Origin of the sequence: Paenibacillus mellifer (assembly GCF_023195895.1) — a bacterium.
In the GTDB taxonomy this organism is placed as follows: domain Bacteria; phylum Bacillota; class Bacilli; order Paenibacillales; family Paenibacillaceae; genus Fontibacillus; species Fontibacillus mellifer.
Window position 1 is genome coordinate 1 of sequence record NZ_JALPRK010000032.1, and the last position, 24,805, is coordinate 24,805.

24 protein-coding genes are annotated in these 24,805 nt (G+C 49.1%); 12 read left to right on the forward strand and 12 right to left on the reverse strand.

The window, feature by feature from the left end; all coding sequences use genetic code 11:
* Positions 1-243: 243 nt before the first annotated feature.
* A complete protein-coding gene (locus M0651_RS22260; RefSeq protein WP_248553881.1) occupies positions 244-789 on the forward strand; it encodes a putative ABC transporter permease in 546 nt (181 codons plus the stop codon).
* A gap of 13 nt (positions 790-802) precedes the next feature.
* Complete coding sequence (locus M0651_RS22265) at positions 803-1,693, forward strand: divergent polysaccharide deacetylase family protein (protein ID WP_248553882.1); 891 nt, start codon at positions 803-805, stop codon at positions 1,691-1,693.
* Here M0651_RS22265 and M0651_RS22270 read toward each other — a convergent pair.
* Positions 1,680-2,390: an N-acetylmuramoyl-L-alanine amidase family protein gene (locus tag M0651_RS22270; protein ID WP_372491033.1), complete on the reverse strand. Its 711-nt coding sequence runs from the start codon at positions 2,388-2,390 to the stop codon at positions 1,680-1,682. The two genes, M0651_RS22265 and M0651_RS22270, sit on opposite strands and share 14 nt — an antisense overlap.
* 162 nt (positions 2,391-2,552) lie before the next feature.
* Here M0651_RS22270 and M0651_RS22275 point away from each other — a divergent pair, with 162 nt between their 5' ends.
* The gene (locus M0651_RS22275; RefSeq protein WP_248553884.1) at positions 2,553-2,780 is read left to right on the forward strand and encodes a YqzE family protein; all 228 of its coding nucleotides are present in this window, start codon (positions 2,553-2,555) and stop codon (positions 2,778-2,780) included.
* A gap of 111 nt (positions 2,781-2,891) precedes the next feature.
* Here the strand turns inward: M0651_RS22275 and M0651_RS22280 are convergent, their stop codons facing one another.
* Together M0651_RS22280 and M0651_RS24320 are read right to left on the reverse strand one after the other, a co-directional pair.
* Positions 2,892-4,031: an aminotransferase-like domain-containing protein gene (locus M0651_RS22280; RefSeq protein ID WP_372491034.1), complete on the reverse strand. Its 1,140-nt coding sequence runs from the start codon at positions 4,029-4,031 to the stop codon at positions 2,892-2,894.
* Positions 3,946-4,389 (reverse strand): GntR family transcriptional regulator, encoded by a 444-nt coding sequence (locus M0651_RS24320; RefSeq protein ID WP_372491035.1) that lies wholly within the window; start codon positions 4,387-4,389, stop codon positions 3,946-3,948. Before M0651_RS24320 ends, M0651_RS22280 begins: the two co-directional genes overlap by 86 nt.
* 128 nt (positions 4,390-4,517) lie before the next feature.
* Between M0651_RS24320 and M0651_RS22285 the strand changes: the two genes are divergently transcribed.
* Positions 4,518-5,474 (forward strand): DMT family transporter, encoded by a 957-nt coding sequence (locus M0651_RS22285; protein ID WP_248553885.1) that lies wholly within the window; start codon positions 4,518-4,520, stop codon positions 5,472-5,474.
* A gap of 218 nt (positions 5,475-5,692) precedes the next feature.
* Here the strand turns inward: M0651_RS22285 and M0651_RS22290 are convergent, their stop codons facing one another.
* The 3 genes from M0651_RS22290 to M0651_RS22300 all read right to left on the reverse strand — a co-directional run bounded on the left by M0651_RS22290 (position 5,693) and on the right by M0651_RS22300 (position 9,663).
* A complete protein-coding gene (locus M0651_RS22290; protein WP_248553886.1) occupies positions 5,693-6,745 on the reverse strand; it encodes a hypothetical protein in 1,053 nt (350 codons plus the stop codon).
* Positions 6,746-6,909: 164 nt separating this feature from the next.
* Positions 6,910-7,875: a YqhG family protein gene (locus M0651_RS22295; protein WP_248553887.1), complete on the reverse strand. Its 966-nt coding sequence runs from the start codon at positions 7,873-7,875 to the stop codon at positions 6,910-6,912.
* Between the two features lie 9 nt (positions 7,876-7,884).
* On the reverse strand, positions 7,885-9,663 hold the full coding sequence (locus tag M0651_RS22300) for a DEAD/DEAH box helicase (protein WP_248553888.1): 1,779 nt from the start codon (positions 9,661-9,663) through the stop codon (positions 7,885-7,887).
* Between the two features lie 629 nt (positions 9,664-10,292).
* Between M0651_RS22300 and M0651_RS22305 the strand changes: the two genes are divergently transcribed.
* On the forward strand, positions 10,293-12,884 hold the full coding sequence (locus M0651_RS22305; RefSeq protein ID WP_248553889.1) for an adenosylcobalamin-dependent ribonucleoside-diphosphate reductase: 2,592 nt from the start codon (positions 10,293-10,295) through the stop codon (positions 12,882-12,884).
* A 140-nt stretch (positions 12,885-13,024) separates the two neighbouring features.
* Here the strand turns inward: M0651_RS22305 and M0651_RS22310 are convergent, their stop codons facing one another.
* The gene (locus tag M0651_RS22310) at positions 13,025-13,360 is read right to left on the reverse strand and encodes a winged helix-turn-helix transcriptional regulator (RefSeq protein ID WP_248553890.1); all 336 of its coding nucleotides are present in this window, start codon (positions 13,358-13,360) and stop codon (positions 13,025-13,027) included.
* Positions 13,361-13,621: 261 nt separating this feature from the next.
* On the opposite strand from M0651_RS22310, the gene M0651_RS22315 reads away from it, so the two are divergent.
* From M0651_RS22315 to M0651_RS22325, 3 genes are read left to right on the forward strand one after another with little or no spacing between them, the layout of a single operon-like run.
* Positions 13,622-15,073 carry a spore germination protein gene (locus M0651_RS22315; RefSeq protein ID WP_248553891.1) on the forward strand — a complete coding sequence of 484 codons (1,452 nt, stop codon included), beginning with the start codon at positions 13,622-13,624 and terminating at the stop codon, positions 15,071-15,073.
* A 13-nt stretch (positions 15,074-15,086) separates the two neighbouring features.
* The gene (locus M0651_RS22320; RefSeq protein WP_248553892.1) at positions 15,087-16,232 is read left to right on the forward strand and encodes a Ger(x)C family spore germination protein; all 1,146 of its coding nucleotides are present in this window, start codon (positions 15,087-15,089) and stop codon (positions 16,230-16,232) included.
* Between the two features lie 32 nt (positions 16,233-16,264).
* Positions 16,265-17,344 (forward strand): GerAB/ArcD/ProY family transporter, encoded by a 1,080-nt coding sequence (locus tag M0651_RS22325; RefSeq protein ID WP_248553893.1) that lies wholly within the window; start codon positions 16,265-16,267, stop codon positions 17,342-17,344.
* 45 nt (positions 17,345-17,389) lie between these two features.
* Here M0651_RS22325 and M0651_RS22330 read toward each other — a convergent pair whose 3' ends face one another.
* The 4 genes from M0651_RS22330 to M0651_RS22345 all read right to left on the reverse strand — a co-directional run bounded on the left by M0651_RS22330 (position 17,390) and on the right by M0651_RS22345 (position 19,820).
* On the reverse strand, positions 17,390-17,776 hold the full coding sequence (locus M0651_RS22330; protein WP_248553894.1) for a winged helix-turn-helix transcriptional regulator: 387 nt from the start codon (positions 17,774-17,776) through the stop codon (positions 17,390-17,392).
* A 137-nt stretch (positions 17,777-17,913) separates the two neighbouring features.
* Positions 17,914-18,609: a DsbA family oxidoreductase gene (locus M0651_RS22335; RefSeq protein WP_248553895.1), complete on the reverse strand. Its 696-nt coding sequence runs from the start codon at positions 18,607-18,609 to the stop codon at positions 17,914-17,916.
* 48 nt (positions 18,610-18,657) lie between these two features.
* Entirely contained in the window at positions 18,658-19,314 is a 657-nt protein-coding gene (locus M0651_RS22340; protein WP_248553921.1) for an NAD(P)H-dependent oxidoreductase, read from the reverse strand.
* Between the two features lie 41 nt (positions 19,315-19,355).
* Complete coding sequence (locus M0651_RS22345; protein ID WP_248553896.1) at positions 19,356-19,820, reverse strand: cupin domain-containing protein; 465 nt, start codon at positions 19,818-19,820, stop codon at positions 19,356-19,358.
* 409 nt (positions 19,821-20,229) lie between these two features.
* Here M0651_RS22345 and M0651_RS22350 point away from each other — a divergent pair, with 409 nt between their 5' ends.
* The gene (locus tag M0651_RS22350; protein ID WP_248553897.1) at positions 20,230-20,730 is read left to right on the forward strand and encodes a nuclear transport factor 2 family protein; all 501 of its coding nucleotides are present in this window, start codon (positions 20,230-20,232) and stop codon (positions 20,728-20,730) included.
* A 76-nt stretch (positions 20,731-20,806) separates the two neighbouring features.
* Here M0651_RS22350 and M0651_RS22355 read toward each other — a convergent pair whose 3' ends face one another.
* Entirely contained in the window at positions 20,807-21,415 is a 609-nt protein-coding gene (locus M0651_RS22355; protein ID WP_248553898.1) for a nuclear transport factor 2 family protein, read from the reverse strand.
* 413 nt (positions 21,416-21,828) lie between these two features.
* Here M0651_RS22355 and M0651_RS22360 point away from each other — a divergent pair, with 413 nt between their 5' ends.
* The 3 genes from M0651_RS22360 (at position 21,829) to M0651_RS22370 (ending at position 24,691) form a co-directional block, all read left to right on the forward strand.
* Complete coding sequence (locus tag M0651_RS22360) at positions 21,829-22,680, forward strand: oxidoreductase (RefSeq protein WP_248553899.1); 852 nt, start codon at positions 21,829-21,831, stop codon at positions 22,678-22,680.
* Between the two features lie 69 nt (positions 22,681-22,749).
* Positions 22,750-23,736, forward strand: a complete 987-nt coding sequence (locus tag M0651_RS22365; protein WP_248553900.1) for an oxidoreductase — start codon at positions 22,750-22,752, stop codon at positions 23,734-23,736.
* Between the two features lie 133 nt (positions 23,737-23,869).
* A complete protein-coding gene (locus M0651_RS22370; RefSeq protein WP_248553901.1) occupies positions 23,870-24,691 on the forward strand; it encodes an SDR family oxidoreductase in 822 nt (273 codons plus the stop codon).
* Positions 24,692-24,805: the final 114 nt, after the last annotated feature.

The following is a 24,805-nucleotide window of genomic DNA, read 5'->3' on the forward strand; positions in this document are numbered from 1 at the left end:
GGGGCGGGGAAATATAGCGGTAAAAAATGTCCTTAATTTGGTTCGACAGAAGCAAAACCGTCCCATTTGAGGCTCCTATGGAAAAATAAGGCCATCAAATACCGCTATTTTGTTCAAAAGGGGGTCTTTTCGCAGAATTACGGGTATTTTTACCTTTATTTCTAAGCCCTGGTGAGCAGCGGAGCGTTTGCGCATGATTACGGACAGGGACAGTCATACTAGCAGAAAGGAGGATGGTGTACAATGACGACGGGAGAACTCGGGTTTTATTTTCTGCTGTATTCGCTGTTCGGCTGGCTGCTCGAAAATGTATATAGTCTGTTTACACAGGGGGTGTTCTGGAAGGAGGGTTTCTTGAAGGGCCCGTTTAAGCCGATGTACGGCGTGGCTCCGCTGCTCCTATTGCTATTTTTGCAGGAAGGAGTTGGAGCACAATCGCTGCTAGGGGCTTTACTATGTCTCATTATCCCAACCATTGTTGAAGGGGTCAGTGGCTATGTGCTGTTCATGATGTTTGGGCGAAGATGGTGGGATTATACAGGGCTGCGGTTTCAGCTTGGGGGTCATGTCTGCCTGCGATTCTCACTGTACTGGGGACTCCTGTCGGCATTGATGCTCAAAGTGCTGCACCCGTTGGTGGAACAAGCGTATCGAAGCATTTCTTCGGTGTGGTCCGTAGCAGGCCCGTTACTATTGCTGTTGCTTGCGGCCGATCTAGTGTGGACTTGTCTGACGCGGCGGCGGGAATTTCGGGGAAGCCTGATTTTAACTCCAAGTGGAGATGAGTAAAGGAGGGGCCTAATTGTTTAATTTCCGCAACCCGGTTCGATGGTTACCGTTACTGACTGTCAGTTGTTTGACGGCGCTGTTGCTGACGACTCCTGGCAGCGGACGAGCTGCACCTCCGGTTGGCGTAGGGGAGCAGGGAACAGATACGTCGACACGGGACCGCCAACAACCCATACCTTCCCGCGAACTTGCGGTGATTATCGATGATTTGGGCAATCGAATGGACGGAACGGACGAAGTGCTGGATCTGCCGATCAAATTGACCGTTGCCGTCATGCCGTTTCTGGAAACCACGCAGGAGGATGCGCGGCGGGCGCATGAGCGAGGGCATGATGTGATTATCCATCTGCCGATGGAGCCGAAGCAAGGAAAGCCGGAGTGGCTTGGCCCCGGGGCGATTCTCTCCAGCATGACGGATGAGGAGATCCGTCAGAGGGTTGAAGCAGCGATCGAACAAGTGCCTTATGCTGTTGGAATGAACAACCATATGGGCTCGAAGGTGACCGGGGACGAACGCGTGATGTCGGTGATTTTGGACGTTTGTCGCGAGCGGGGGTTGTTTTTCGTGGACAGCAAAACCAACTTCCGGTCCGTCATCCCGCGTTTAAGCGTGGAGAAGGGATTGCCTCGAATTGAAAACGACGTCTTCCTGGACGATGTGGGCAGCATAGAACATGTCACCGGGCAACTAAAGCAAGTCCTTGCCTTGTTGAAGAAGGACAATCGCGGCAGCTGTGTAACTATCGGACATGTGGGGGTACAAGGCAAGAAAACGGCGGCTGCACTGAACAAAAATATCCCGATGCTCCAGGCGGAAGGCATCCAATTCATCGGAATCAGCGAGTTGGCCCGGGAACAAATTAGTCCCGGCGTAAAGCCGGGACCGGGGTTCACATTACCGTAAAATATTCGGAGATCCCTCGATACAACGCCTCGGCAATCCTCTGTTGACCGCGCCCGTTCGTGAGAATGGCGCGGTCTTCGGCATTACTGAGGAATCCTGTCTCCACAATGACGGCCGGGCAATCGATATGATTCAGCAAATAAAACGGCTTGCCATGCTCTGGAATCCGAGCCGCTTCCAACTGATAGAACCTTTCCAGTGACCGTTGAATCGAGTCCGCCAGCACTACGCTTCGTCCTTCGTTCTGATGGAGTACAAGCGGTCCGCGTTTTGATTTGTTTCGCCCCCAGTTGACATGCAGGCTGACGACGATCGAAGCGGGCAGCTGTTCGCTAAGTTCCTTACGCTGGGCCAGGTCCCGCATGTGCCGTGAACGGCTGCGAAGCCAGCGATTATCGTCGCTGAGCGCGTAATCCCCCGTCCGGTTGAGTATCGCGCGGTAGCCGTGGCTTCTTAGGACGACGTAGAGCCGCCGCCCAATTTCGAGATTGATATCCTTCTCGAGAATCTGTTCATAAGACGTTCCCCCGTCAATCCCCCCGTGACCGGCGTCAATCAGAATCACCGGTTCGGGGAAGGCATGCCGAAGGTCCTTGCCTTCGTCAGCCGCCGCCGGGGCGCTCCCAAGACCCAAAACGATGGGGAACGTCATCATGATGGCTAGCAGGCTTCGTGTCATCTTTCCCATGTGTCTCACCTTTCAGGCTATTCTTCACTTATAGATTGAACCTGCGGCGGGAAAATCATGCATTGACGATTTGCCGTTCATCGCCGGGGGCTTCAGGGGTTTAAGGCGGTGTGAATCGGCACAAACTAGGGCTAACGAAGAACGACAAAGCTGGAAAGGAGCTGTTTTCTTATGGCTAAAGGCGACGAATTAGTTAAATACATCACGGAGCGGGTGGTGGATTACGTGGAAACGCCGCGGGAAGTCCGCCGCGAGCGCTCGAAGGTCAAGGAACCGTGGAGCCGACGCTGGTTCGGCATGATCCCGTTCTCCATCTCCCTGTGGGCCGGACAAATTCCTAAACCGAAGAAGAAGGAAACCCGGAGGAAAGAGCATGCGTCTCGCTCACGGGAAGTATAAGCCAGCCCAGTCCATCCAACGATAACAGCCGCCTTCTGTCCCTAAAGGGAGAAGGCGGCTGTTTTTAGGTGCGCCTAAAGTGCCCGTGTATAATTCATCATCATCATATGCTCAATGTTGTGCCAGCTGCTCGGCCACCTGGACCAGCAGATGAACGCCTTCGCGCGTCTGCGCTTCATTCATAAACGAATAGCTGAGCCGAATGCGGTTAGTCATTTCACCCAAGGGATCGCAGATCGTGCCGGGAACGAACGTTAACCCGCGGCGGACGCTCTCGGTGAGCAGTTGATTCGCATTGAGACCATCAGGGAGGCGAACCCACAAGTTCAACCCGCCCTGCGGACGATGCCACTGCCAGCTGGCGGGTCCGGCGCAGAGCGCTTGCTCCATCACGTCTCGGCGCATTTGCAGCGCGGTGCGGAGCTTCTCCAGGTGCTGCTGGAGCCGCTCTGACTCAAAGCAATGCTGGAACAACTTCTGGTTGACGAGCGGCGTCCCGTTATCGGCCAGCGATTTGGCGGTCAGCAGCGGGGCCATTACGGCCGTTCGTGCGGCAACGGCACAGATGCGCAGCCCAGGCGCCAAATACTTGCTGAAGCTGCGCAGGTAGACGACCCAGCCTTCCGTATCGTAGGAATAAAGAGGCGGTGGAGGCGGCGCGTCGAAGTAAACGTCATGTACCGCATCATCTTCGACAATTAAGCAGCCGTAGCGCTCCGCCAGTTCAACTAGCCGCTTGCGTTGGGCGGCCGGCACGGTAAACCCCGTCGGATTATGGAACGTTGGATTCGTATAAAACAACCGGGGTTTATGGCGCTTCATGAAAACCTCGACAAGGTCGAGGTCATATCCTTCCCGGCGAATCTCCACTGGGAGGAGACGAGCACCTCGTTGACGGAAGCAATCGAGCGCAGAGCTATAGGTTGGGCGTTCCACCAGGACATAATCCATAGGGCGAAGGAAAACGCTGGACAACAGATCAATCGCTTGCTGACCGCCTGTTGTAATCATCAGCTCGTCAGGGGAGACCTGAAGCTTATCTTTTCGCTGCAAATCCGCGCTGAGAAGTTCCCGCAGTTCCTCGTCCCCCTGGACGGAAGAGTAGGTGCCAAGCAGTTTGGGATAACGGTCGAACACCTGTTTCACATGATCCGATAGGAACAGATTAGGCAGAAGATTCGGATCGATAAGCGCCTGGGAGAACGAGCAGACGGCCGGAATTTGGTGGATTTCGCTTAAGGTGTTTTGCAATCGTCCGACTCCGTACCGGGGGCCGTGAAGCTTCTCGCCGGCTCCAGCGGGGGGGTGAAACGGAGAATGCAGCTTCTTCGCCTTTGGGTCCGGCAAGATCTGCATGCGGCTGTTCTTCGGAAACGTAATAGCCAGACTTCTCCTTGACGTAAACGATCCCGTGTTCCTTTAACAGCCCATAGGCCCGGAAGACGGTTAATCGGTGGAGCTGAAGTTCCTCGGCCAACGTGCGCACAGAGGGCAGTTTCTCATGTGCTTTCCAGTCTCCCCGACGGATTCGGTCCCCAATATAATCATAAACTTGCGTATAGAGAATCTTGCCGGACTCTGCCGACCTGGGTCTTGTGTTCATCCCCATCTCCCTTCCCTCCTTGCATCACGAATCCATTTTAAGCGAAGCGCCTAAGCATCTGTTCTATGATGTTCCATCTGTTCTGTCTTCTTTCCTGTATGATACAGTTCAGTAGGCGAAAGGGGAAGATCTCGATGATTGTGTTCAACTATTTGATCGTATGTCTCGTGTTCGGCACGACTTTTTTAGCGATAAAAATCGGAGTGGACCACGCGGCGCCTCCGTTCTTCTCGGCGGGTCTGCGTTTCTTTGCCGCGGGGACGATCCTGTTTCTATGGATGGTTTGGAGAAAAAAAGCCGCATGGTCCTTGCTGCTGCGCAAGGAAATGCTGGTAACGGGGGCTTTGCTGACCTTCGGGACGTTTTCATTTCTGTACTGGGCGGAGCAATACGTGACCTCCGGTGTCGCTGCGGTCTTATCGGCTACCGGGCCGTTAATGATTGTGTTGTTGCAGATGATCGTGATGCGGCAAAAAACGGCCAAACGCGCCGTCCCGGGCATCCTCATCGGCCTGGCTGGCGTGATGCTGCTCGTACTGCCCAACATGATTTCGGTGCAAGCGAGACCCCGTTGGGCGATCGGCTGTGCGGCGATTTTGATCGGGGAAGTGCTGTATTCGATTGGCGCCCTGTACACCAAACGCGTGACCCAAAGTTATGCGGACGAGTCGCCAATCGCGCTAAACGCCGCGCAAATGTTATACGGGGGCTTGTTGCTGTTTATCCTGGCGGCTTTCACCGAGCGGGTGTCGGCCGAGGTTTTGCTGCAGCCCTCCGCGTTAGGCTCGCTGTTCTATCTGACGGTGGTCGGTTCGATGGTGGGGCACAGCTTGTTTTATTGGCTGGTGGCTAAGACTAATCCGGTGTTTCCGTCGACTTGGCTGTATGTCTCGCCGCTCATTGCGATGACGATTGGCGTGCTGTTTTATGGAGAATCGGCCGGATGGTTTGCGGTGCTGGGTGGGGGAACGATTATCGCTGGCACGGTGTTGACCAATCTGGACAGCCTGCGCCAGCTGCTTGGCAGATCGCCACGGCTGACGCCTCAGGCGTCCACAGAGGGAGGTACAGGTTCGGCGGCGGGATCGTAGGGGCCGTCGGAGGGATTTGCCTCAGAGAAACCTGGAAAAGTGCAGTTATTTTTTACGAAATGGGACAAATGGAGGAATTAGGCGTGCTTTTGCAGGAATTTTAGGTAAACGGCGATTTCGACTCAAAATAACTGTATTTTTGCAGGGATCGTAGTATGAGCCAAAAAGAGCACTGCCTGCTAACGGTAGTGCTCTTCTAAGTAATCTCATTTCAGCAGTTAGAACGTGACGAATTTCCCGCTCGCCATCAAAGCGTCCAGCGCGATCAACCGAATGGCGGTGTCGGTACCGGTGACGACGTAAACGGCTTCGGATCCTGCGATCGGCGTTGCCGAAGGGTCGCCGTTCGTCCAGGTTTGATAGCCGTAGACCGGTAGAGGAAAGGAATAAGTGCGTTCGGCTCCGGAAGCCGCGTAGACGAGCTGGCGGCTGGCTTTTAGCTTACCGATGAAGGCATCCGACTTTAGCGCCAGCGGTTTGGCCGTCATCCATAACAGGTTGTCGTAGGGATCAAAGCGGGATGACGTATAGACGATAGGGGCGGGCGATAACGGCGCGCGGCTGCTCGAAGCCAGCCGCGGTGGCGCATAGCCGCCCGCCTGCTTGTCCCAGCTGCCCGTCGTTTCGGGCAGCCATTCGCCGTCGGCGGCATTGACGTACCTTGGTTCGCCGCCATCCGGCAAGCGAATCTTCCACGCGGCCAATGCCGGGCCGGCGTAGAGCGGGACGGCGGTGACCCGTCCCGCAGCGGCTGCGCCGAGGCCGCTCTGCCGGAGCGCGGCCTCGAGCAGCGCCGGGTCGAATACGGAATAGGTGCCCATTCCGTATTCGACCAGCTTGTAATCTCCGCTCTCCGTCGCGGAGATAATGAGGTAGCCGCGCGGGGCTGACGCTCCCGGCGGCACCCCGGTTTCGCCGCCTTGGCCGCTCCCGGCGGCCGCGGCCACCGTGACGAGCCAGCTGTGCGTGCCCGGCCCCAGCGGCTCGATGGCGGTGGCGGCGCCGGCCCAGGCCGTAAACGGCTTGGCCTGGGCCAGCTGGCCGATCGCCTCGGCGGCGAAGCGCCGCAGCGCCTCGGGCGCAGGCGTATCCGCTGGCGCCCCAAGCGCCGCCAGCGCAGCAGGCCCGCCTGCGGCCTCCGCCGTGCTCAGGCCACCGAAGCCGCCCGCCAGTGGCAGACCGGCGCCTGATGCGTTATATAAGATGCTTGCGCATAAGAGAATTTTGCAAGCGATGGTTAATTTCTTTTGAGATTTGCGTGGTTCTGGCATGGTATCGCCTCCCTAGCCATTCGTCAGGCCTCACGAGCCTGGTTTCGACTGCTTGTCCATTGTACCGAAGCCGTCTCAAAAAGGTTGTTACAACCTGTCGTGTGGTTTTACGGCAAACGGCTTCTATTTTTGCGGTCTTTTAGCGAGATCCGTCTGAATTCTCGTCACCGCGGCGAACGCAGATGAAAGATGCCGCAGCCCAAAGCGGATACGACAATTCTCGGCTCGTACTGCCAGCGGATTTCATCCCGTCTCGCTTCATATTGCTCACTGGCGCCTTGAGCCCGTTCGGGTTCGGGATCGTTCACGAGATCCTTGTAATAAGCGTCAATCAGCGACAGCTCGTCGTTCAGGCGTTCGCGGGCCTCCTGGGCCCAGCGGTCGTCATAAGCGGCGATCTGCTCGGCAAGTCTCTGCTCGAGTACGGTGCGTCCGGCGTCCAAGGTGAACTTAGTAGGCTCGATGTGGACGTTTTCAGGCAGGCGAGGAACCAGTTGCTTCGCCGCAATTCGAGTCTGAAACGACTCATCGATCGCGCCCGTCAGCAGGGACACTCCGTAAAAATGCAGCTCCTCGCGTTTCATATCGCAGCAGAACTCCACCTTGAAGCAGACGCCAAGCCAAGGCTCATATGCGGCGGGCAGCAAGGCCATCCGCTGACGTTGCTCCGGCTCCTCGAACAGATACACATAACGGCCGCCTCTTCGTGTCGCTTCGAAAATCTGTTTCAGCCGCGGACTGCCAAACGCGAGCTCCTCGCGCTGAATCCGTCCCGGTCCCAGTATCGGAAGGGGGCGGACCGCGCCATAGTAACGGCCGAGCAGCGTGTCTTCCTGCGCGGCTTCCATCTGTTGCTGGGCCCCGGGGCCCTTTTGTTCCCGTGCGGCCTTCGCTTCTTCGGACGCCTGGTGGGCCTCCGGATCAAAAATAAACGAAAACGACATCGTTTCCGGCTCCGCTCCGGTCCGTTCAATAAACCCCCAATAATAAGGACGGTTCGTCAAGTCTCGGTCTGCACGGGGAGAGAGCTTCACCGTGACGTGATGAGGTGATTTTTCGAGAAACTGACATTCGGTTGCTTCCAAATACGTTAAGACATAATCGCGAATCTGTTCACGGGTCATGGACATAACCGCAGATCAACCTCCCAACAGCTGCTGCAGGCCGCCTTCATGATCGGTTCCCTCGGCTTCTGCATCGAGCTCGGATTTTATGGTATGGAACTCGCGTCCCAGCGAGTCGACACGGCTGGCAATTTCCTCTTCACTGCCGGATTCGAGGATGATTTGGTAAATGCTTTTTTCCAGGGAATGCTGTTTCTCAAACCGTTCCAAAATCACATCAAGATGCCCAATGACCAATTCGAACATGTTGATCTTCTCATGCAGAAGGTGGAGGATATGCTCTTCGATCGTGCCTTTGGTGGACAGATTGTAAATATGAACGTCGTTAGTTTGACCCAGCCGGTGTACCCGCCCAATTCGCTGCTCCACTCGCATCGGGTTCCAAGGCAGGTCGAAGTTGATCATTTGATGGCAAAACTGTAGGTTGATGCCCTCGCCGCCGGCTTCGGTCGCAATCATCACCTGGGCCCGGCCGCGGAACAGGTCCATCATCCAGTCTTTTTTGCCGCGATTCATCCCGCCCCGGTAAGGAACTGCCGTCATGCCGCGGTCGCGGAAATACTTTAATAGGTACTCCTGCGTAGCCCGGTATTCGGTGAATACGATCACCTTGTCATTCATTTCGCGGATCAACTCCATTGCTTTCTCCGCTTTGCTGTTCGCTTTGATCTGGCGAATCAGATCGACAAGATCCCAAATCCGATCGCGAATCGGAGAATCGGGGGCGAGCTTCTTAGACAAATTAACCAAAGTGACGAATACCGCATCCCGGCTGCTACACACCTCGCGTTGTAAGGTAACCAGGGACAACATACTGTTGAGGTCGCCGCCAGCGGCGTTATATTGGTCTTTGATGAAGGAAGTAACCCCGTGATACAGGTTCTTCTCTTCCTCGGACAGCTCTACGTCGATGTTGCGAACGATCCGCTTCGTGAATTCCAGCTCACCGTCGCCGCGACGGTTGCGGATCATCACCTTAGCCAGTTCATCTTTGAGCTGACCCTCATTCTTGGGCTGCCGCTTGTCGACAACGAAATTAGCGGCAAATTCACTTTGCCCGCCCAATTGCCCCGGTTTGAGCAACGTGATCAGGTTGAACAGCTCGCCCAGGTCGTTTTGCACCGGGGTGGCGGTCAGGAGCAGGCAATATTTTTTTCGCAGTTGCAGCATGAACTGGTAATTGGTCGTTTTCTTGTTCTTCAGCTTGTGGGCTTCGTCCACGATGACCAGATCGTATTCGTTATTGAGCAAAATATTTTTGTGCGGGTCGCGTTTGGCCGTGTCCATGGAGGCGACAACGACGTCGTTATGCCAGGAGTGCTCTTTCTTCTGAGCCACTGCCGGAATGCCAAATTTCTGATTCAGCTCCCGAACCCACTGCAACACCAGGGATGCAGGAACCAGAATCAGGACCTTCTTCACCAACCCGCGTACGATGTATTCCTTCAAAATTAAACCGGCTTCAATCGTCTTCCCTAAACCCACCTCATCGGCGAGGATGGCACGTCCACGCATTTCGAACAGGACCTTCCGTGCCGTTTCGGTTTGGTGGGGCAGCGGCGTGACGCCTTGCAGATGCTTCAAACATTGCATTTCCTCAAAGCTTGTGACCAGAGAAGCAGTTTCGGCCTCAAGGGCAAGGTTAAACAGCTTCCAATCGTCCCAGGGGCCGCCTTTTTGATGTCTCGTTTCCAGTTCACTGAACCAACTCCGGTCGAAGTCGATGGAGATCTGCGAATTCCGTTCCGGCTGAACGGCCGGGTTGGGGGAAGGGCCGAGGGGATGAGGATTCATGATGTAAAACCTCCCAATGATGCGTATTTGACTAGCTCTATTGCGGCAACGAAAGGATCCGAATCAGGACATAGATCGCGTGTTTCTTGCAGACGTAGGTGTAGTATGGACGAAAATGAAGGAGTTCATAACTTTGGAGAGGGAGGGGACATCCCGTTTGGTCAGATCGAATCGGAGTTGATGAACCGCTCGAACCAGTTCCCTTAACCAAAGGGATAATCGTATAAGATGCCTTTTAGGGTTCTGCTCGGGGCGGAGTGAGTCTTTTTTATAGCTTGATTTGGAAATGGTTACAACACGGTTTCATAGATTCGGGTCTAAAAAATAGAGAGAACCGGAGCAAACGGGTGTTTGGGCGAGCAGCATTCGGAAAAAAGCCTAAAATTTCAATCTGTTCTGCTGTGACATCGAGATATTGTATAGTATAATGGTATTCGCACACAATATATTGTGATTCATACATATGATAATACCGTTTATAGGGTGTGCGCAGCGGCTTTCAAGCAGGCGAATAACGGCTTGAAACAGCGCTTTTTTCGTTTTTTTTGCCCGATTTCGACTTCAAGATTCGGCGCGAATGACCGATATATTTAGAATCTTTGATCCAAACTTTTAGGAGGGTGTTTTCTTTGAAAACTGTGCCAAAACAGCGCCTTGAGGGGCTAAGTGAAAAAATCTTCTTGGACCGGTACGCCTGGAAAGACGCGGACCCTAGTCACGCCAAAGTAGGCGACGTCGTCCTCGTTCTGACGAAGGATGATCCTAAATTCCCGACGAAGGAAGTCGGTGAAGTCGTTGCGCGTAAAGGACGTAAGGTTACGGTGAAGACACGCCGGGGCGAGTTGGTCGAGTCCGACGTGGAGAAGCTGACCCTCAATATCGAGAAAACCCCTGAAGAAATGTGGAACCGCCTTGCTAAAGCGATGGCTTCCGTGGAGGAAACGCCGGAGCTGCAGAAGCAATGGGAAGAGAAGTTCCGCTATATTCTGGTCGATTGGAAGCTTGTACCAGGCGGCCGGATTGCTGCAGGTGCCGGCGCTAGCGACGAGTTGACCTTGTTTAACTGTTACGTGATTCCATCGCCAAAAGACAGCCGCGGCGGCATCATGGAGACGTTGTCCGAAATGACCGAGATCATGGCTCGCGGCGGCGGTGTAGGTATTAACCTCAGCTCCTTGCGTCCGCGCCGTGCGGTTGTTAAAGGCGTAAACGGCTCTTCGAGCGGCGCCGTATCCTGGGGCGGTTTGTTCAGCTACACGACCGGTTTGATCGAGCAGGGCGGAAGCCGCCGAGGCGCGCTGATGCTGATGATCAACGACTGGCATCCGGATGTCATGGACTTTATCACCGTCAAGCAGACGATGGGTCAAGTCACGAATGCGAACCTTTCGGTTTGCGTGAGTAACAGCTTTATGGAAGCCGTGAAGAAGGATCTCGACTGGGAGCTGGTATTCCCGGATACGACTTACGAGGACTATAACGAAGTGTGGGACGGCGATCTTGATAAGTGGAAAGCGGACGGTCGCAGAGTGATCCACTATCGCACTGTCAAAGCGCGTGAGATCTGGCACACGATCATCGAATCGGCTTGGAAATCCGCGGAGCCGGGTGTGGTGTTCATGGAATACTACAACCAAATGTCCAACAGCTGGTATTTTAACCCGATCATCTGTACGAATCCGTGTGGTGAGCAAGGTTTGCCGGGCTGGGGCGTCTGCAACCTGTCGGCGATGAACCTGTCCAAGTTCTACGACGAAGAGAAACACGATGTCGCTTGGGACGAACTCGCCACAACGACGCGTTATTCGGTTCGTTTCCTGGACAACGTCATCAACAAAACACCTTATCACTTCGAAGAAAACGAGAAAAACCAGAAGAAAGAGCGCCGCGTTGGCCTCGGGACGATGGGGCTGGCCGAGCTGATGATCAAGCTGAACATCCGTTACGGAAGCCCGGAATCACTGGAATTCCTCGATAAATTATATGGCTTTATCGCCAAGGAAGCTTACCTAGCTTCCGCGGATATTGCGGAGGAGAAAGGTTCCTTCCCGGCTTTCGAAGCGGACAAATACTTGCAAAGTGGATTCATGAAAGTGATGAAGGAAGTGTATCCGGAAGTTGGCGAAGCGGTTCGCACGAAAGGGGTCCGCAACGTCACGATCATCACTCAGGCACCAACCGGCAGCACAGGGACGATGGTTGGAACCTCGACCGGGATCGAACCATATTTCGCCTTCAAATATTACCGTCAAAGCCGTCTTGGCTTCGACGAGCAGTTCGTGCCGATCGCGCAAGAGTGGTTGGACGCACATCCAGGGGAAGAGCTGCCGGATTACTTCGTGACAGCGATGAATTTGTCAGCGGAGGATCATATCCGCGTACAAGCCGCGATCCAGCGTTGGGTAGACAGCTCGATCTCCAAAACGGCAAACTGCCCATCCGACTTTACCGTGGAAGAAACGGAACGTTTGTATGAACTGGCCTTCGACCTTGGCTGTAAAGGCGTAACGATCTACCGCGACGGTAGCCGTGACGTACAAGTCCTGCAAACGGAGAAGAAGGAAGAGAAACAAGAAGAAGCGTCAGCACCAACAACGGCAGCCGTAACGGAACAGCCGGCAAGTGCTCCGATTCAAGCCAGCAGCCCGAAAACGGCTGAACAGTACAAGAGACGCCCGCAAGTTCTGCATGGCGCCACTTATAAGATCAACACTCCGTTTGGCATGGCGTATATCACGATCAATGACCTGAACGGCATCCCGGGCGAAATCTTCTTGAACGTAGGGAAAGCCGGCTCCGACGTGTTCGCGATGGCGGAGGCCCTTGGCCGCGTCTGCTCGCTGTTCCTGCGTTACGGTGACCACGGCGAGAAGGTTGAACTGCTGATCAAGCATCTCAAAGGCATCGGCGGTACAGGCGCCATCGGCTTTGGTCCAAACCGCGTGGAATCGATCGCGGACGCCGTCGCCAAAGCGCTGGAAACGCACGTGCAAAACGGACCATACGGCGACCACGACCCAGCGCCGGTAGCAGCAACGATCGCGCATCACGAGGAAGCCGCGCAAGATCACGGCACCGCGGACGGCTCGCACGGCGGCCATAGTCATGGCAGCGCACCTGCTACCTCCCGCGACCTTTGCCCGTCCTGCGGCTCGGCCTCGCTGATCAACATCGAGGGCTGCAAGACTTGCAGCAACTGCGGATATAGTAAGTGCTCGTAGATTTGCATTGAATATTGGGAGAATTCCCTCATGGGGATGATAAAGGTTAAAAGTCCGAAGCAGATACTTACTGCTTCGGACTTTTTTTTTGACAGAACAAATCGTTTGAGACAGCATTGTGACGAATCTTGAATCAAATCTCAGATTACATCAGGGGAATCCCATTTGGTTTTCCACAGATTAATTTCATTAAAAACTTTCAAAAAAGCCTCGCCTTTTGGAGTTATTGAATATTCCACCGACACAGGGACAGTCGGGAAAACCTGACGTTTGATCATTTGGTGATTTTCTAAATTCCGCAAGGTATCTGTTAAGCCTTTGGTATTTACGTTACCTAAATTTCTACGTAGCTGATTAAAACGCTGAGATTCCTTTAACAACTCCGTAATCACTAAGAATGTCCATTTACCGGAGAGTAATTGTAGAGTTTCCGAAATTGACTCTATACAGCTATTCTCAAACTTTATGGATTCCATCACTCTTATCATCTCACATTCTTTTTTGAGGTCAGACTAAAAAGTAAAGCTACATTAAGAAGTATAGTTAATTGTGCTGTAATTGTCACTGATAAGAACCGTCCATTTTGTCCTTATTTTCCTCGGAATGAATTCCTAATGTACACCGTGTGCCGTATTGTTTGAAATAAGATGCTTATGGAAATGCTGGTAACAAAAAAAAAGGCGAGGAAGAGCATGACCCTTAGCTAAAATAGTTTAAAGATGAACGGAGAGGCCATAGTGTCGGCAGAACAGGAAAAAAAGAAATTTAGTCCAGATATTAATGAGAACGATAAAGTCTTCAAAACCATTTTCCGAGATTGTTCAGATGTCGTTTTTCGTGAGTTAATGATCAGCGGACAAACCAAGCTCCTCATGATTTATATCGATGGGATGATCGATACCGAAAGTTTCGAATCAAATGTTCTTAAGCCACTAATTTATGAAGGGGTTCCTCAGGGTCTTGGTACCATCGACAGTATCGCCAATATGTGCGAACAAAGTCTGTTTTCTATTATGCAAATTTCTAGACTTACCGATTTTGATGCAACCGTTGAAAGTATTTTAAAAGGAAGCGTCGCTATTCTAGCCGATGGTGATGCTACCGCATGCTTGGCCGATATTAAACAAGTTGAAACCCGCAGTATCGAAGAGTCTTCTGCCGAACCAACACTGCGGGGCCCTAGAGAAGGCTTTACGGAAAACCTCCGCATGAATACGACGTTACTTCGTCGAATCATTACAACACCAAAGCTTAAGATGAAATCCATTACGGTTGGTACCCTAACGAAAACGGAGGTAGTCATTTCCTATATCGAAGGAGTAGTGGAGCCTAAGCTGTTGGAGGAAGTTCAATATCGCGTAAGTCAAATTGAGACCAATGGAATTCTTGAATCCGGGTATATCGAGGAAGCGATCGAAGATACGCATCTTACGCCATTTCCGCAGATGTTGAATAGCGAGAGACCTGACGTTATTGCTTCCGGATTGTTAGAGGGCAAAGTAGCTATCTTAACCGATGGCACTCCATTTGCGTTATCTGTTCCGATGACTTTCTGGACGGGTCTGCAAGCGCCAGATGATTATTATGAACGCTCTATGTATGTATTGATGACCCGTTTGCTTCGTTTTGTCTTTGTCATCTTCGGGACCACCACCTCAGCTCTCTATATAGCGCTAACCAATTATCATCAGGAGATGATTCCAACAAAATTGATGATCAGCATAGCGTCCCTTCGAGAACGTGCGCCTTTTCCAACCATCATTGAAGTTTTTATGATGGAGGTTGTTTTTGAAGGGTTACGGGAAGCTGGCTTACGCTTGCCTAAAACGATTGGTCCGCTTGTAAGCATCGTTGGCGCGCTTGTCATCGGGGAGGCCGCAGTACGCGCCGGAATTATTTCCGCGCCGATTGTAATCGTAGTATCGTTTGCCGGTATCGCCTCCTTTATCGTTCCGCGCTATCGATTTGGATTTCCTCTTCGGATGCTGCGATTTCCGTTAATCATTCTAAGCGGCATGTTTGGTTTATTTGGCCTGGCGGCGGGAATGATCGCCATTTTAGCGCATCTGACCCGGTTAAGTCCATTTGGAATCCCATATCTCACCCCGGTGGCTCCGCTGGTTCATGGATGGATCAAAGATTGGTTAGTACGTGCCCCTCGTAAACTTACAAAGTCCAAAGCCAAATAATAGGTGGATCCGCATGAAAATAATATTGAAGATGAGCTCACCCCTGTTCTTGTTGTGTTTAATAACCGGTTGCTGGAGTTTGAATGAACCCGACCACCTCGCCTTTAATTTGGGAGATGGATGGGATATCGAGGACAACGGACATGTTCTAGTTACAACCCAAATCGCAATACCGGCAAATTCAGGCGGACTGGATGCTGGTGGGGGAGGGGAGGGGAAGAGGGCTTTTCAAACCATGAGTGCAAGCGGTACGAATCTTTATGATAGTTTGCACAATTTACAAAAGGAACTATCCAGAGAGATATTTGTAGGACATCGAGAGGTTTTGCTGATCGGACAGAAAATGGCAGAACACGGTATAGACAAACTCCTCGACGAAATCGTCCGTAATCCCAAATCAGAACTACGATCGAAGGTATTTGTTGTGAAGGATGGACGAGCCAAAGATATTTTTACTACGGATCCAATCTTTGATCCATATACTCAAACATCACTGACGCGCCAAGAGGAGATCTTACATATTAGACATACTTATTTCCGGGATTTGCTGGCGGACTCCTTAAGTCGCGGAATTCACCCAATGGTGCCAGCCTTAAGTTTATCGCCTTCTTCGAAGCCTCATTACGTCGGCTCTGCTATTTTAAACAGTAATAACCATTTGAAATTGGTCGGCTTCCTGGACAGTCAGGAATCTGCCTACGCGAATTGGATTTCGAATAGACAAGACAGTCTTGTCTCCGATTTCTTCATTCGGGAGAAAGAGAACAATATAAGCGTGATTCTGAAATTTTTGAAAAGTCAGATCCGTGCCAAAATGTCCGGGGACGATATTCAAATCCATATCCAACTCACGGGGAAAGGGAGTATCGTTGAGAATAATACGGAACTTGATCCCACAAAAGCTGCGGATCTAAAAATCATCGAAAAGGAACTGAAGAAGAATTTGCAGCAAGAGGTCACGAAGCTTATTGCCACTGTACAAGACAAATATCGAACCGACATCTTTGGCTTCGGGAAGAAAGTACATCATCAGTTACCTAAGCAATGGAAGGGATATGAAGAGGAGTGGGATCGCATTTTCCCTGAACTCCAAGTATCAATAAACTTCAATGTTCGATGCGATGACCCTGGGCAATCCAATACATCGATGAAATATTAACCTTGGTTGAAGTCATGAGGAGTAGACAAACGGTGAAAATAAAAGGGTCACAGCTTTTTTGGATACTTGCAACGACATATATTGTTATGGCAATTGGGGTTGTGTTGACTCCGACTGTATCCATCGTGCAGCAAGATGCATGGATCTCCTTGCTGGCTTCCGGAGCAGCAGGAGTGATTATTACGATCTTACTTGGAAAGTTAGCTCTCCTTCATCCAGATCAATCCTTGTTTCAGGTATGTCGGAAGCTTCTCGGGAAGTGGTTGGGGAGAATCATTGTCCTGCCGTATTTCTGCGCTTTTATCGGGATTACCTCCGTCGTTGTTCGCGCACAGGTTGATTTTATTCAAAGTATACTATTAAACGGAACGCCAACATGGGCGATTATGATCATATTATTTAGCATAACCTTTTATTTAACTCTGGGTGGGATTACGAATATTGGCCGATTTAGTGAAATTACGGGGCCAATCTTCTACTTTCTCATTTTTTTGAGCTTTATCTTAAATTGGGGGAATATCCGATTAGAGAGGCTCTTGCCCGTTTATGTTGATCACGGAGGACTGGAGATCGTACAAGGGATGGTTCCTTTTGCACCGTTGCTTGCGGGACAAGCGATTGTTTTGTTGGTATTATCATCTTTTATGACCGATCCCAAACAGGTTCCATCGCATGCGGTGGCTGCCGCTGGAATTGCTTCCTTTACAATTGTAATGTCAGTGGTGATGTGTATCGTCGTTTTAGGACCTGAACTAACGATGAAACTGAATACTCCTATTTTTGTAACGATAAGAGCAATTGATATTATGGATTTCATTCAGAATCTGGATGTGTTCTTTATATTTATAGCGATATTCGGTACAGTTATCAAATTATCTTCCTATGCTTTTGTGGCGAGCTATGAGATGTCTAAATGGCTGAATCTAAAAAACTGGAAGCCCATGGTTTGGTTTGTCGTACCCATTATTATGATTATTTCCATGAACTTACATGGGCCGACTTACATGGGAGTTTTTCTAAAAATATGGAGCATGTTTGTAGTCCCGATATGCGTAATCATTATTCCGTTGTTGTTATGGATCACTTACCTCTTCAAGCGGAGCACCTCATAATCGGTCGATATGCTCAATTGTTTCCTGCATTATTGACGACCACAGTTATTGCGGCTCTGTCCTTTGAGTTTGTTCATTCCTTGGGGTTATCGGAGTGGAATGAGGAGAGTCCCATTCATGTTTCCAGTGATTGATTTTTTGAAACACTTCGGAGAAAGCGAGTCCTTTCTCGGTTATCGAGTATTCAACCGTCACGGGGACAGTAGGGAATACGGTGCGTTTAATCATTTGGTGTTCTTCCAAATTTCTCAAGGTATCAGTTAAGCCTTTTGTGTTTAAATTCCCAAGATTTCTCCGTAATTGATTAAAGCGCTGTGGACCTTTCAAAAGTTCTGTTATCACCAAAAATGTCCACTTTCCAGATAGAAAATGTAAAACCTCGGATATTGATTCAACACAATCTATCTCAAACTTTGACGTATCCAAATTCATTCACCCCACATTTCATCCCTTAATGGTATTATTGTCTTTTTTACGTATCTTTATTTGACGGATGCACTTTATGTCTTTAGAAATACAGTAAGGTGTCCCAAGGGTCGAACGCCTGACCTGGGACACCCTCTTGTTGATTAACAGAATCCGTCCGTACACATACCTGCATCTTCCTCAGCAGCCTTATTCTTTTCCTTGGCACGTTCTTCCCAAGCGTTCTGAAGTGCCTCGGCAAAGACAGCTGCCGGTTGGGCTCCGGATACCGCATATTTTCCATCAACAAGGTAAAACGGGACTCCTCTAATTCCTAATTTACTCGCTATGCGCTCGTCCTCCCTGACTGCATCGCGATAACGATCGCTATCAAGCATGTTTGCTGTTTCAAGTCGATCGAGACCGGCATGTTCCGAAATCGACAAAAGCGTTTCTCTTTCCCCAATGTGCAGGGAATCGGTAAAGTAAGCTTTATACAACAATTCAAGAACAACATTTTCTTTGCCGAAATCCCTAGCGAAAAGAATAAGCCGATGCGAGTCCATAGAATTAGTATGCTTAACCGATTCGTAGTTAAAGATCAGACCTTCTTTTTTTGCACGCTCCGTAACAGCTATACTATCCTTTTTAGTGGACTCAGGCGTAGTGCCGTATTTCGCTGCTGCGATCTCAAACAAAGTCTTCTCAGGATGAATAGGAATCGATGGATCCAGTTCGAAGCTTCGATGCACGATTTCCACTTCATCACGTTGGGAAAATTCATGCAATCCAGCTTCAAATCGGCGTTTACCGATGTAGCAAAACGGACAAACAATATCTGACCAAATTTCTACTTTCACGTTTTTTCCTCCCCACATAAAAAGGTATAAAGATATTATCTATTGATATCAAATGAACTGTACGATTTCCTCCAGAGGAAGCCTTCTTTTAGGTCGTTTTGGATTCTCTTTCCTATAACCAAAGGCAACCATGACACTTAAACCGAATTCGTCGTCTCCAAGCAATCCTTTTTTACTGAGGAGATCATTTACGGCATCCAGATCGAAACCCTCCATGGCACACGAATCAATACCGATGTATGCCGCTGCGGTCATCATATTGCCCATTGCCAAATAAGTTTGTTTGGATGACCAGTCCAATAATGCCCGCTCTGTATCAAGATGAAGGTCATTGTAAAACTGATCATAAGCTGGAGCCAAGTTCTGATAAATTTCTAATGGCATCCCATTATCTTCTGTTAAATGCTTCACAAGATAGGGGTTACTATGAGTGAGTCCTTTTCTAGCCAGAATAAGAACGAAATGGCTTGCTGTCGGCAACTGCCGAATTGCACCTGATGCCAGTGGAGCTAACTCTTTTCTAAATTCAGGGTTTTGTATAACAAGGAACTTCCATGGTTCATTATTTCCTGAGCTCGGCGAAAGCCGTGCTGCCTCGAGAATGAATTGGAAATCATCATCGGAGATTTTCTTTGTTGTATCGAATTCTTTGGTCGCATGACGGAAGTAATAAGCATCGATGAGCTCTTTTTTCTTTGTCTCGATATCCATTTGTAGGAACCTCCAATATATTGAATGCAAATTAATTATTGGGTTTGAAGTAATGGGGGACCCATAATGATCGTATCGTTATCTGCCGCAACGTCAACGATTGCTTCAAGCGAGTGTTTGCTGATTTCTTTGAAAAAATCGTCGATCCCGCCAGGTGTGAAAATGAATAGGAGTCGTCCCGTTTCGGATCCAACATTTGCCCATACGTGTGGTAATCCGCGTGGAACAGTGACGGTTGTCCCAGGCGTAGCAATAAAGTCCTCGTCACCGCATTGGAAACGAAAAGTCCCTTCTAGTATCTCAAATGTTTCTTCACGTTCATTATGAATATGCTTTGGAGGCCCCATCAAGGCAGGAACCCTAGCCTCTATTATGCTTAGCGTTCCTCCAACTAGGTTGCTGTGAATGCGAATAGCCATTTTTTCTCCTGGCATGGTATTAAACCATTCAAGATTCTCGACTCGTGAGACTATCGGTTTCGTATTGCTTGCTTTTGTCATTTTGATCAACATCCTTTTTTATTATTTAAGAGGATATCCGCCTTCTCAGATATAATCAGAGGAAAAATAGCACTCATTGATGAGCACCAGTTCTCAAGAAGCTCCATCTCCTTTATGCATTTATTTCGTGGAGTCCATCTCCATGCAAAAACAATAGCAGGTGTTAGTTTTTTTTGTAAGAACGATATTTTTTTATACGTGCTTTATAAAAATAAAGCTATGTTGTAATGCTTAGGACAACTTCCGTATTTTCGTAATTGGATAACTTTATTTTTTTACAGTTTGTGCCCTGTTTCTACAGCATGTATAAAAAATATGCCTCCTTACAAAAAAAAAACGCACCTGTTAAAGTAAATGCAAGGTTCGGCTACTTTTGCGAAAGAACCAAAATAAAAAAGGGAGTGACATTATGTCAATCAAAGAACAAGATACTCTTCTGAATAGAATCAGTGAACTCGAAAAGAAGTACAAACGTTTAGAGGATCTTGAAGAAATCAAAAAACTGAAGGCTCGCTATTTCCGCTTCGTTGATGAAAAGAATTGGCCCGGATTTGCGGATCTGTTCACAGAAGACGCCAATATTTACCCAGATGGTTATTTATTCAAAAACTCGCAAGAGATGGCTTCTGTGATTAATAGTATGGTTGAAGCAGTTCCTTCGGTACACCATGGCCATATGCCAGAAATTGAATTTATCGACGATGATAATGCTCAAGGAATCTGGGCAATGGAGGATTTGTTTACATTCCCAGCAAACAAAGAAGGAGTACCTGAAGGCCATAACGGTTATGGTCAATATAGAGAGACTTATCGTCGTGTGAACGGAGATTGGAAAATCAGTAGTTTGATCCTGACTCGATTCCGGATGGACCCTCTCGAGCATTGGGACCTTGAGAAAGATACCAAATAAATGTGTTTAGCAAAACCCCGATAACACTCGTAAAAAGTGTTGTCGGGGTTTCGTTTGATCACTCAGCTATCGTATATTACTTACCGGTTACAGGGTCCGTGTTGGGATCCCAGTTTTTCAGGGGATCCATGCGGAACCGTGTCAGCTCCATACTGCTGATTTTCCAGACACCATTCACTTTTCTGTAAGTTTCATGATATTGACCGTATCCGTTGTGCCCTGGAGGAGAACCTTTTTTATCAGGGAAGGTCAATAAATCCTCCATAGCCCAAACCGCCTTCGCGTTATCTTTGTCAATTATCTCAATCTCAGGCATATGACCATGATGAACGGTTGGTGCATCACCTACAAGATCTCCGATCATCTTAGCAAATGCCGGTCCTCCGCCAGGATATTCGGCTCCATCAGCTATAATCTTAGCATCATCTGTAAAGAGGTTTGCAAGGTCCGTCCATTTTTTTTCATCTACATAACGGAAATAACGTGCCTTTACCTGCTTGATTTGCTCAATGTCCTCTAAGCGTTGATATTTTTCTTCAAGTTCATTAATTTTTGCTTGCAGCTCTTGATGATTTTGATCTGCTGCGTGAACAACGTGCTCCTGATTATTTTTTGCGGACCATCCGGAAATAATCAGAACACCTAAAACAACTAGACTCATAAAAAACTTTTTATTGGTTAGCATTGTTACACGTCCTTTAGTTGAATTTTTTTTCGTCACAGCATATTTCTTTTTCTAAGTGACATGTGGTCAAAAACTATATTCGATATGATCCAGATGAACTACAGGTGGATGAATAATGTTTTGTGTCGCATCGTTGAACAACCTCTCTTGTAAGTTTAGAGCTTCAATCGCCCCGAGGACAACTATATCAGCAGTTTTTATTTATTGTAAGAAGGCAACTTTTTTTAATATACTTTATTAAATTAAAGTGTAAGGGATCATTCATTAATATAAATCGAAAACAATGCGCAATAATTTCAGGCTTTATTTTTCTAAAGCATGTTTAAAAAAAGTGCCTTCTTATATGAAAAAAACAGAACTGCTATAGTAACACCGAGGCAACCAAGCCCAAAAAAACTGAAAGAGGTATTCAAATGATGCAGGAACAAAATAACATTCCCGTTTGGCTAATTACGGGCACTTCCAGCGGCGTTGGGAGGACTTTAGCAGAAGCGGTTTTGAATCATGGTCATCGTGTTGTATTGACGGCACGGAACCTGGAATCTCTCAAGGATCTTGCGGATCGTTTTCCGGATACGGCCCACGCTGCCGCACTCGATGTAACTGATCCCAAGCAGGTCCTGAAAGTGGTTGAAGAAGCAGAAAACAAATTTGGACGGATTGACGTTCTCGTGAATAATGCGGGGATTGGTTATAGTTCCGCAATTGAAGAGGGAGAAGATGATGCGATTCGATCTCTTTTCGAAACGAACTTCTTTGGTCTCGCTTCAATGATACGCGCCGTTCTTCCGGGCATGCGTGAAAGGAAACAAGGTACAATCGTTAATGTCTCCTCCAATAGTGGAGTAGTAGCGATGCCATCGCTTGGTTACTATAGCGCGAGCAAGTTCGCTGTTGAAGGATTGACGGAAGCTCTTTGGCAAGAGGTAACGCCACTAGGCATAAAGGTTTTGCTACTGGAGCCAGGAGGTATGAAAACAGGAATTTTGCAGAAGAACCGTCAGAGCGTCCGTAATCCGGCCTATGCGGAAACTTCAGGTGCAGTGAGGGATCTTCTGGAAAAGCAAGGGGATAGCTTACTGACGGGTGATCCAGAGAGAATAGCCAAGGTGATTATAAAGACGGTTGAACTGGAGGATAAGCCTAATCGACTTATACTTGGGAATGCTGCCTTTGACCAAATCATGCAGAAACTTGATGACTTGAAGACGGAGTACAGCGCTTGGGAAACCATTTCTCGCAGTACAGATTTCCCGGAAAACTAATACAGAACAGTAGTGTAATTAGGCAGACTGGTATTAGCGGTGGTCTGGCCCATCATGGAGGTTAAAGATATGAAGTTGCAAAATCATTTCGAACAACAAAGGCCTATTTCCTCTGGTTTTGGACCAAGAACGACGGCGAAAGAAATATTAGTTGGTCAGAATCTGACGGGTAAGATCGCTATCGTGACCGGCGGTTATTCCGGTCTGGGCCTTGCAGCTGCAAGAGCTCTTGCAGCTGCAGGAGCAACGGTTATTGTACCTGCCCGCACTCCGGAAAAAGCACAAGCCGCGCTTAACGGAATTCCTGGTGTGGAACTGGAACGATTGGACCTTATTGATCCCGTTTCAATTGATGAATTTGCCAGTCGATTTCTCGATTCTGGACGTCCTTTACACATTTTAATCAATGCCGCAGGCATTATGGCGGCTCCACTTGCTCGCGATTCGCGAGGGGTTGAATCCCATCTAGCGGTCAACCATTTAGGACATTTCCAGCTTGTGTCGAAGTTATGGCCGGCGCTTAAGAAGGCGGGAGGTGCCAGAATTGTTTCTGTATCCTCACGCGCCTTACAACTAAGTGCCTTCCATTTTGAAGATCCCAACTTCAATACGCGGGAATATGACAAATGGCTTGCGTATGCACAGTCGAAGACAGCTAACGCTTTGTTCGCCGTAGCGATGGACATGCGCGGAGAGGCACACCGTGTTCGGGCATTTTCCGTTCATCCGGGAACGATCCTCACGGATTTAGCTCGTCATTTGACTGATGACGAATTACGTGCAATGGGCGCTTTAAACGAACTAGGAGAACGCGGTTTTACGGAGTACAACGATGAAATCAAAACGATTGAAGAAGGAGCTGCCACTTTAATTTGGTGCTCGGTTCATCCTCAACTAGACGGAAAGGGCGGTGTATACTGCGAGAATGGAGATATTGCGGTTATTACTGACAAACCCCACACTCCTGGCGTATTTGAGTGGGCAGTCAATCCCGCAGACGCTGAGCGGCTATGGAAATTAAGTGAACAATTAACAGGAAATAAATTCACGATTTAAAAATACTTTGAAGTTTGACGCAGAGGAATGGGGGAAATAGTTCAATCAACCACCCTTCACTGCCTCGCTATAAGAGTAGAACCAAGTACAACGTGAATTCTTGCGTGGACTTATACCTAAGGAGATAATTTACATGCAAACGAAAACGATTTTTATTACAGGAACCAGCTCGGGACTCGGGAAATTGACCGCTATTCATTTTGCCAAGATGGGCTGGAAAGTCGCTGCAACCATGCGTACTCCCGAGAAAGAAAACGAGCTCACCCAGTATAGTAATATCAAGCTGTTCAAGCTTGACGTTACGAATTTGGCTGAAGTGGATTCTGCCGTGAATGACGCTATTGTGGCCTTCGGGAAGGTAGACGTGGTAGTTAATAATGCTGGGATGGGTTCTTACGGAGCACTTGAGTTAGCTACAGAGGATACGATTGATTGGCAGTTTGCAGTGAATACACGGGGACCGATCAATGTAATGCGCAAATTCCTGCCTCATTTTCGAGCCGTCGGCGGCGGGATGTTTATCAACATCAGTTCCTTTATGGGCATCACAACGGCAGTTCCTCTGGGTTCACTTTACAATATGTCGAAGTTTGCACTTGAGGGTTTGACGGAGGGGTTGTATTACGAACTCAAGCCCCTGAACATCGAGCTTCGGCTAATTGAACAAGGCGGTTCTACGGGTAACAACTTTACTCATAGTATTCGATGGAACAAGGACGAGCGAATTAAAGACTATGATTACTATATGGACAAAGTTCAAGCGATGATGTCTAATCCTGATCCAAGTCAGTTGGACGATCCGCAAACTATTGTGGATGCCATCGCAGCACAAGCAACAGGGGCAAGCACCCAATTCCGGACGATCGTTGGCGAGGCTGGCAAGAATCTAATGGCCCTTCGGAACTCGGTTCCGATTGAGCAATATTTGGAAACTATTGCGAAAAATTATAATTAACTTCATGTGGGACTCATCCCATCTATTTGTCGGATACGGGCAGGGATGATGAAGAAATACCGATAAGCATATAACCGTATAAAGCTGTCAACTCCGTACCGTTTAACCAGCAAG

Bases quoted from the DNA above. Each gene is read 5' to 3' on its own strand.
- M0651_RS22260 (WP_248553881.1), top strand. From the start codon at position 244: ATGACGACGGGAGAACTCGGGTTTTATTTTCTGCTGTATTCGCTGTTC.
- M0651_RS22275 (WP_248553884.1), top strand. From the start codon at position 2,553: ATGGCTAAAGGCGACGAATTAGTTAAATACATCACGGAGCGGGTGGTG.
- M0651_RS24320 (WP_372491035.1), bottom strand. From the start codon at position 4,389: ATGGGGATGAACACAAGACCCAGGTCGGCAGAGTCCGGCAAGATTCTC.
- M0651_RS22285 (WP_248553885.1), top strand. From the start codon at position 4,518: ATGATTGTGTTCAACTATTTGATCGTATGTCTCGTGTTCGGCACGACT.
- M0651_RS22290 (WP_248553886.1), bottom strand. From the start codon at position 6,745: ATGCCAGAACCACGCAAATCTCAAAAGAAATTAACCATCGCTTGCAAA.
- M0651_RS22295 (WP_248553887.1), bottom strand. From the start codon at position 7,875: ATGTCCATGACCCGTGAACAGATTCGCGATTATGTCTTAACGTATTTG.
- M0651_RS22300 (WP_248553888.1), bottom strand. From the start codon at position 9,663: ATGAATCCTCATCCCCTCGGCCCTTCCCCCAACCCGGCCGTTCAGCCG.
- M0651_RS22310 (WP_248553890.1), bottom strand. From the start codon at position 13,360: ATGGAATCCATAAAGTTTGAGAATAGCTGTATAGAGTCAATTTCGGAA.
- M0651_RS22320 (WP_248553892.1), top strand. From the start codon at position 15,087: ATGAAAATAATATTGAAGATGAGCTCACCCCTGTTCTTGTTGTGTTTA.
- M0651_RS22330 (WP_248553894.1), bottom strand. From the start codon at position 17,776: ATGAATTTGGATACGTCAAAGTTTGAGATAGATTGTGTTGAATCAATA.
- M0651_RS22345 (WP_248553896.1), bottom strand. From the start codon at position 19,820: ATGACAAAAGCAAGCAATACGAAACCGATAGTCTCACGAGTCGAGAAT.
- M0651_RS22350 (WP_248553897.1), top strand. From the start codon at position 20,230: ATGTCAATCAAAGAACAAGATACTCTTCTGAATAGAATCAGTGAACTC.
- M0651_RS22355 (WP_248553898.1), bottom strand. From the start codon at position 21,415: ATGCTAACCAATAAAAAGTTTTTTATGAGTCTAGTTGTTTTAGGTGTT.
- M0651_RS22360 (WP_248553899.1), top strand. From the start codon at position 21,829: ATGATGCAGGAACAAAATAACATTCCCGTTTGGCTAATTACGGGCACT.
- M0651_RS22365 (WP_248553900.1), top strand. From the start codon at position 22,750: ATGAAGTTGCAAAATCATTTCGAACAACAAAGGCCTATTTCCTCTGGT.
- M0651_RS22370 (WP_248553901.1), top strand. From the start codon at position 23,870: ATGCAAACGAAAACGATTTTTATTACAGGAACCAGCTCGGGACTCGGG.